We start from the raw sequence: 8,183 nt of genomic DNA on the forward strand, positions 1-8,183 counted from the left end.
CCAAAACTACCTCGACCAGCGCGAGCTACCCCGACCGAAATCCTGGCGAACCCTGGGCACCTGACCACGGCAGCTCCAAGATCCCCGACAGAGTCCAACTCTGTCTGGTGATAGAAGAACTGCTGAATGAGGGTGTGTGACAAGTCGGATGCCTCGCCTGTGACAACCAGACTGCTTTGACCGGTCCGATTCACCAAGCTCATCCGTCTCCGCTGGTGACAACACGGGGTGCCGGTAAGAACGCTGTCACCAGCCGCAAATGGCGGGCGACGCGCGGCGGGGCCGCGTTCCGCGACGTGTCGGGCGACCGCGTCGACGCCGGGGCGGGCGTACCGCTCCAGGGAGCGGACGGAGGCGTGGCGGGAGCGGGCCAGCAGCATCGGCGTGGACGTGCCGTCCTCGACGTCGTGTGTGAGGGCACTGTGGCGGAGCCGGCGGAGTGTGAAGCCGTCCAGGTCCTCGCGATGTCCTCGGGTGAGGCGAGTGGGTTGGCCAGGAGCCGGGTGTTCTCCTCGAAGATCTCTTCGGCCCGGTGGTAGGAGAGCCGGGCCCGGCCGGTCTCCGGGCACACGTCGAGCGTGGGTGTTCCGGCCGGGGCCTTGCGGTCGGTGAGGAACAGCGGGCCGCGGGTCCGGCGGGCGATGAGGCGGGATAGGCGCTGGGCTGTGCCGGACTGCCAGTGAATCCACTCCGTCGCCCCGCCATAGCGGTTGACCTGCTGCTTCACCCGCCGGGCACCGTGGTCACGCTGCGTTGTCAGTGGTCCGTTCTACTGTGGCACCACTGATCGAAAAGCCCGCGACAGGCGGGCTGTCCGGGTGTGAAGGGGGCGGGACCGTGCGCCGCTGGGAGTATGTCGAGGGCAATGCCTCGAAGTTCTGGGAGACCGAGGCCGAGGGTGCCGTGGTGACGGTGCGCTACGGGCGGTGCGGGAGCGAGGGACGTACGCAGACGAAGGAGTACGCGTCGGCCGAGGCCGCCTCGTTGCAGGTCCGCAAGACGATTGCGGAGAAGGAGAAGAAGGGGTACGTCGAGGTCGGGGCGTCGGCCGCGGGGGCCGGGGCGGGCGGCGGGACCGGGGCGGCCGCAGGGGCCGAAGCGGGCACGGGGACCGGGGCGGACCCTTCGGCGCTTCCCGGGGCGGATGCTCCTGTTCTGCCCGACGAGGACACCTTCGTCCTTCCCGCCAATTGGCGGCGGACGCTCCACCCACGACGTGCTGGGGTGCGCCGGGTGCCCGGCAAGGCGAGGCGGGACACGCTCGACAAGGTCGAGGCCCGGATCGCCGAGGAGGCGGCCTGGATCCAGGAGTTCGTGGACGCACCGCGTTCGGATGCCGGGCTGGCCGACCAGCTGCGGGCACATGTCGCCGACAGCCCGTCGCCGGTCGGAGCTGCCCTTCTGGCCTCGGTCGTCAAGCTTCCCGTGCCCGACTCCGCGTGGGCGGACCACTGGTGCGAGCGTTACGGTCTGCCGTTCGCCGCGCGGGCCGCGGTCGAGCTGTTCTCGGTCGATGCCAACTGGCGGCAGAGCGGCACTCGGCGGAGCGACCCCTGGCTGGAGACGCTGGCACGGCCGCGCCGCACGTACTGGGCGAGGGATCGGCGACCGCCGATGGACCGGGTCCGTGCGCTGCTCGCCGCGGCCGACGAGGAGACGTACCGGCAGACGGTCGAGGTGCTGGCCGGATGTCGCACCGATGTCCTGCGCAAGATCATCGTCTCCTATCTGGTACCGAGTGAGACCGACTGGGTCGAGGACCTCTGCGCGGATCCCGAAGTGGGCGCGGAACGGAACCACACCCTGCGCGCCATGGTGTTCAGCTCGCTGAACTCGGCCGCCCAGATGGAGCGGTTCCCCCACCGGCCGGACCTCACCGACGGTGTCGCGTTGATCGCGACGGTCGCCGAGGGCGTCGGGCCGGCTGTCGCTCCTCTGCTGGCCGACTCCCTGAGCGGCGGCCGTTACTACTACTTCGACAGCGTGAAGCTCGCCGCCGACTCCCTGGTCGAGCTCCCCACCGACGAGGCCTTCCTCGCCCTGCTGGCCCATGCGGACTCCAAGCATGTCCGCCCCGCTCTCCTCGACGCCATGCGTCGCTATCCGGTGCGTGCGGTGCGGCTGCTTGCCGCCGAGGTACGCGGCAGCTCGGCCGCGTCGTCCAGCGGGACGCTGAAGCTGCTGCGCGGTCATATCGGCGCCCACCGCGAACTGGTCTCGCTCGCGCTCAGTGACCTCGACGCCGAGGTCGTGGAAATCGTCGAACCGCTGCTCAACCCGGCGGACCTGATCACCGACGCCCCCGTGGACGCCCTGCCGGCCGTGCTGACGGCGCCGCCGTGGTCCCGGCCCCGCACCACTGCCAAGACCATGGTGGTGACGGGGCTGACCGCGGTGTCCGAGCCCTTGCTGGAATGGCTTCCCGAGGAGCGGGCGGCATGGGCGGCCAGCTCCTCCTGGTACACGACCAGGGACGGCAACGGCGACTGGGAGAAGGACACCGCCACCCTGCATCACGACTTGGCCGTGGGTGATCTGGGGCCGGCCTGGGTCTTCGTCCACGGTCCCGAGGAGGTGGTCGCCCCGCTGCTCGCCACCTGGGATCCGACGGACCTGTGGGACGGCGAGGACACCCTCAGGCCGATCGCCGCCCGCTTCGGCCTCGCCGCGCTGCCTCTGCTGCTGCGCGCCGTGCCCCGACAGCCCAGCTCGCTCGCCCCGCTGCTGCTCCCTTTCGTCGACGTGCAGGTCGCCCGGCACATGGCGGACTGGGCGGTACGGCTCAAGTCCACTGCGACGACGACCCGTTCCTGGTTCACCCGGCACGGTGTCGCGGCCGCGCCGCTCCTGGTGCCGGACGCCGTGGGTAGGAAGGGCGCCGCGCGGCGCGCCGCCGAGCAGGCACTGACACTGATCGCCACGGTGCACGGCGACACCGTGGTGCGCGATGCCGCGCGGGTGTACGGAGCCCGGACGGAGGCCGCGGTGGAGGTGCTGCTGTCCGTGGACCCCCTGGAGCGGGGGCTGCCGGCCAGGATGCCGGTGCTGCCGGGCTGGGCGGATCCCGCCGTGCTGCCCCAGATCATGGTCCGGTCCGGCGGTGCGCTGCCGGTGCAGTCGGTGCGCCATGCCCTGACGATGCTGGCGCTGTCGAAGCCCGGAGAGGTGTACTCAGGGGTCGCTACGCTCGTCGAAACGGCCGATGCCACCTCGCTCGCCGAGTTCGCCTGGGCCCTGTTCGAGCAGTGGCAGCTTGCCAATCTGCCCGCGAAGGAGTCGTGGGCGCTGCACGCGCTGGGACTGCTGGGCGACGACGCGACGGTCCGCAGGCTCACACCGGTCATCCGGTCCTGGCCCGGTGAAAGCGCGCACCACCGGGCGGTTGAGGGCCTCGATGTCCTGGCGTCCATCGGAACCGATGTCGCGCTCCTGCAACTGCACGGCATCTCTCAGCGGGTGAAGTTCAAGGCGCTGAAGGCACGCGCCCAGGAGAAGATCGCCGAGGTCGCCGCGGGGCTGGGGCTGACCGGGGAACAGCTCTCCGACCGTCTGGTGCCGGACTTCGGTCTGGACGCGGATGGTTCAACGGTCGTCAACTACGGCACCCGTTCGTTCACGGTCGGCTTCGACGAGCAGTTGCGGCCCTACGTGCTGGACGGTGCCGGCAAGCGCCGCAAGGATCTGCCGCAGCCCGGCGCCCAGGACGACGCGGAGCTCGCCCCGGGCGAACACAAGCGTTTCATGGCGCTCAAGAAGGATGTCCGCACGATCGCCTCCGACCAGGTGCGCCGACTGGAGGCCGCTATGGTGTCCGGGCGTTCCTGGACGGCCCAGGAGTTCCGGGAGCTGTTCGTCGGTCATCCGCTGCTGTGGCATCTGGTGCGCCGGCTGGTGTGGCTGAGCGAGACGGAGGGCGGCGTGCGCACCGCGTTCCGGGTCGCGGAGGACCGTACGTTCGCCGACGCCCAGGACGATGTCTTCGCGCTGGCCGACGACGCCGCGGTGCGGCTCGCGCACCCGCTGCACCTCGGGGAGGAACTGACCACCTGGTCCGAGGTGTTCGCCGATTACGAGATCCTTCAGCCGTTCGCGCAGCTCGGGCGCACCATGTACGGGCTGTCCGAGGAGGAGACCGCGAGCTACCGGCTAACCCGGTTCGAGGGGCTCAAGGTGCCGACCGCCAAGGTCCTGGGGCTGGAGCGGCACGGCTGGGAGCGCGGGACGCCCCAGGACGCGGGAGTGGAGCGCTGGATCTCCAAGCGGCTGACCGACGACTGCTGCCTGGTGATCGCGCTTCACCAGGGCATCGCGGTCGGAGTGGTCGACATGTTCCCCGACCAGATCCTGGAAACGGTCTGGCTCGACAGCCGGCCCCATGACCACTGGGCCAGGCGCAGCCACCCGCATCGTTTCACCGATCTGGACGCGGTGACCGTCTCCGAACTCCTCAGTGATCTGACGGAACTCACCGAGGGCGCCGCATCATGACCGTACGGAGCGACACACATCTCGGGACACCGGACGGCGGCGGCTCCGGTACAACGGCCACCGGCCGAAGTGCGGTACGCCGAGGAGCTGGCCGCGCTACGGGCCGGCGACCGTGATCCGCGGCCGCCGGGCTGGGAGTTGAGCCTGCGTGCTGCGCGACGCTTCGTCATCGGTGACCCGGACGCGGGCATCAGCCGGAAGTTCGTCGGCAATCCCTCACTGGTGGACCGGGCGCTGGTGACGCTGGCGACGAGCCGTGGGCTGATGCTGGTCGGGGAGCCGGGCACCGCCAAGTCACTGCTGTCCGAGCTGATCGCGGCCGCGGTCAGCGGCGACTCGACGCTGACGGTGCAGGGCGGCGCGGCCACCACCGCCTTCCGGCTCGGCCTGGAAGAACGCGGTCTCGAGTACGTGGTGGGCATCTCGACCACGACCACCGCGCAACCCGAGGACGCACAGCCGTGCACCCCGGCCTACACAGGCCGGGGCCGACGGCCGGTTCCTGCCTACCCCGAGCCGGCCCAGCAGGTGAAGAGCCTGGTCATCGCGGCCGGTAAGAACACCGCGCGGCCGGTGCAGTGGAGGGAGGGATCGCGGCCGGGCAGTGGCCGCAGCGGGCACGAGCGCATGTACTCGCGCTTCGTGGCCCTGCGGATCCGGCCCGCCGGACGTGAGATCCGCAAGGCCACGGCCGCCACCGGGCTTCCGGTCCGCTGGCTGCTGGCCGAATGGCCCGCGGACCAGGACGAGCCCGTGCAGTTCTGGCTCTCCAATCTGCCCGCAACTACCCCGTTGCCCGTCCTCGTGCGCACCGCGAAGCTCCGCTGGCGCATCGAGAACGACTACCGCGAGATGAAACAGGCCCTGGGCCTGGCCCACTTCGAAGGCCGAACCTGGCCAGGCTGGCACCACCACGTCACCCTCGTCTCGGTCGCCCACGCCTTCTGCACCTTGCAGCGACTGAGCCGATCCCCAAAAGAGACGGCGTCGGCCTGAGCCTCTACCGAGGGCACTGTCACGTTGACTGACCGGGTGGGATGATCTTCTGGTTGGTCATGCTGGGAGGGGTCGTCCGTGGACAGCGCGCCGCCGTCGTACAAAGGGCACCGGTACCCGGTGGAGATCATCGCGCACTGCGTGTGGCTGTACCCGTAGACCTCCTGGTCGAGGCCGGTCAGGCTGTGGGAGCGCAGGACACGGCCGTCCAGCATCGTTGCCTTGATCGAGAAGTACGTCGTCTCGGACTGCCACCGGTGACGGCAGGACCTGAGGTGTCATACGCCCGTGTGTGGCCCCAGGTGATCCGTTTCCAGCGAGGTTGCGACACGCACCCGTGACCGTGGTCCGGCGCGGGTGGGGTGCCCGGCCGGCCCGCTACCAGCCCCACACCACCTCCAGGACCACCGTGTCACGGGCGGGATCGAGGCCGTCAAGGAAGTCCAGCGCTTGTTGCGTGAGGTCGCCGTAGGAAAGAGGGGTGTCCGCACGCGACGGCACCGTGCGGAGCAGGCTTCGGAAGAGGCGGGTATCGGCGAGGAGGTACGGGTCTCCTTCCTCCTGGCTCGTCCACGCCGATTCGTCAAGGGTATGGGTGAAGAACGACAGCAGTCGCTCCGCGAACCGGTTTTCATCAGCGGCCAAGGAGTCGTAGCAGGCTTCCACATGACGGGCCAGGTCACGAAAGGAGATGACCTCGAAGACCGGGTCAGGATGGTCCTCCGTCGCCTGGATACTCGACTCCGCCCAGATCCACAGAGTCCATTTCGGGCTTGGCAGGTGATCGTAGGAGTCCACCGATACCAGGGTACTTTGCGGCGCACTCGGGTTCAGGACTTCGGGTTCGTATCCGTCACCTCGCGGGTCCAGCACAGGCCAACACCGCCGCGAGCGTTGCGCCTGCCGGAAACCTCATCCGCCCTGGTGGGAGCCGGTGCGCAGGATCTACAGGGGTCTCGAGCAGCAGCGCTTGATTGGGGTGCTCTCGTCCGGCTGCTGATCGCTCCGGCATGATGGTCGGTCGTGCTGCTGCGACTGGCTTACCTGACCGTGACGAACGCGTTCGCCATGCTGCGTCTGCTCCCGATGAGCGATCGGGACAAGGACACGGAAATCCTCGCTCTGCGCCATCAGATCACGGTGCTGGAGCGCCAACTCGGCAACGACAGGTTGCGGTTCACCCCGAGCGATCGCGCGTTCCTGGCAGCGTTGCTGCACCGACTGCCGTCCCAGGTACTGCGCAGGGTGCGGCTGCTGGTGCGGCCGGACACGCTGCTGCGCTGGCACCGTCATCTGGTCGCACGCCGCCACGCCGCAGAGTCCCGGCCCAAACGCCCGGGACGGCCGCGGACCGTACACTCCATCCGCGCCCTGGTCCTGCGGCTCGCGCGGGAGAACCCCAACTGGGGGTATCGCCGCATCCACGGTGAGCTCCTCGTTCTCCAGATCCAGCTGGCCGCCTCCACCGTCTGGGAGATGCTCAAGGAGGCTGGGATCGACCCGGCGCCAGAACGGGCCTCCAGTCCGTGGACGGACTTCCTGCGCTCCCAGGCCGACGCCCTGCTGGCCTGCGACTTCCTGGAAACGGTCACCTTGTCCGGGGCACGAATGTATGTGTTCGCGGTGATCGAGCACGCCAGCCGCCGGATCCGGATCCTCGGCGCCACCGCGCACCCCACCGCATCCTGGGTGACGCAAGCCGCGAAGAACCTCGCCATGGATCTTGAGGATACGGGCTGCCGGGCGAGGTTCCTGATCCGGGACCGGGACGGAAAGTTCCCTGCCCTGTTCGACACCGTCCTCAACGATGCCGGCATCGAGGTCGTGCTCAGCGGCGTGCGGCTGCCGCGCATGAACTCGATCATGGAAAGGTGGGTGCAGACCTGCCGGCACGAACTGCTGGACCGCACCCTGATCTGGAACCAGCAGCACCTGATCCACGCACTACGGGAGTTCGAGGACTTCTACAACTCCCACCGGCCCCATCAGGGCATCGCCAACGCCCGCCCGCTACACCCGTTGCCGGTCCCGATCAGCGATCCGGAGCAGATCGCTCGCCTCGACATACGGAGACGTGAACGACTCGGCGGCATCCTCCACGAGTACCAACATGCCGCATGACCTGCACGGATGAGGTTTTCGGCAGGCGCAGCGTCGATGACGAGCTCTGATCGCATGTGATCGGCGATCGCCCACCCGGCCAGACGGCGTGAAGCCAGGTCGATGACGGTCGCGAGATAGAGCGGCTTCGAACCGCTGACCGGCAGGTATGTGATGTCGCCGACGTATTTCGTGTTCACCGCGGCCGCGGTGAAGTCACGTCCGATCAGATCCGGCGCCTTCGGCGCCGCCTGGTCCGCGAGCGTCGTGCGGTGCCGGCGGCGCAGACGCACTCCCTCGAGCCCGATGGTCCGCATGATCCTGGCGACGCGCTTGTGGTTGAGCACCGGGCCGCCCTCGTCATGGAGTTCGGCGGTGATCCTTGGGGCTCCGTAAGTGCCGTCGGAGTCCTGGTGGACCCTGTGTATCCGGGCCGCGAGCCTGGCCTCGAGAGCCTGCCGGGCCGCCCTTGCGGCCGCGGAGCGGCGCCAGTGGTAGAAGCTGGACCGGGAGAGGCCGAGGATGTCGCAGAGCCGCTTCACGCCGTGACGGCGCTGGTGGTCGTCAACGAACTGGCAGCGGTTCACCAGCGCGTCTCC

At 69.1% G+C, this 8,183-nt stretch carries 4 protein-coding genes and 1 pseudogene; 3 read left to right on the plus strand and 2 right to left on the minus strand.

Annotation, left to right across the window (positions count from 1 at the left end):
- Positions 1 to 837 precede the first annotated feature (837 nt).
- Together ACIRJP_RS41400 and ACIRJP_RS41405 are read left to right on the plus strand one after the other, a co-directional pair.
- On the plus strand, positions 838 to 4,488 hold the full coding sequence (locus tag ACIRJP_RS41400; RefSeq protein WP_404186238.1) for a DUF4132 domain-containing protein: 3,651 nt from the start codon (positions 838 to 840) through the stop codon (positions 4,486 to 4,488).
- A gap of 18 nt (positions 4,489 to 4,506) precedes the next feature.
- Positions 4,507 to 5,484: a transposase gene (locus tag ACIRJP_RS41405; RefSeq protein ID WP_404186244.1), complete on the plus strand. Its 978-nt coding sequence runs from the start codon at positions 4,507 to 4,509 to the stop codon at positions 5,482 to 5,484.
- Positions 5,485 to 5,862: 378 nt separating this feature from the next.
- Here ACIRJP_RS41405 and ACIRJP_RS41410 read toward each other — a convergent pair whose 3' ends face one another.
- The gene (locus tag ACIRJP_RS41410) at positions 5,863 to 6,282 is read right to left on the minus strand and encodes a hypothetical protein (protein WP_404186240.1); all 420 of its coding nucleotides are present in this window, start codon (positions 6,280 to 6,282) and stop codon (positions 5,863 to 5,865) included.
- Between the two features lie 225 nt (positions 6,283 to 6,507).
- Between ACIRJP_RS41410 and ACIRJP_RS41415 the strand changes: the two genes are divergently transcribed.
- Positions 6,508 to 7,605, plus strand: a complete 1,098-nt coding sequence (locus ACIRJP_RS41415; RefSeq protein WP_404186242.1) for an integrase core domain-containing protein — start codon at positions 6,508 to 6,510, stop codon at positions 7,603 to 7,605.
- Positions 7,606 to 7,625: 20 nt separating this feature from the next.
- Here the strand turns inward: ACIRJP_RS41415 and ACIRJP_RS41420 are convergent.
- A pseudogene (locus ACIRJP_RS41420) lies at positions 7,626 to 8,183 on the minus strand (IS3 family transposase); the annotation flags it as partial.

Source organism: Streptomyces sp. NPDC102437, assembly GCF_044765565.1.
Classification (GTDB): Bacteria; Actinomycetota; Actinomycetes; order Streptomycetales; family Streptomycetaceae; genus Streptomyces.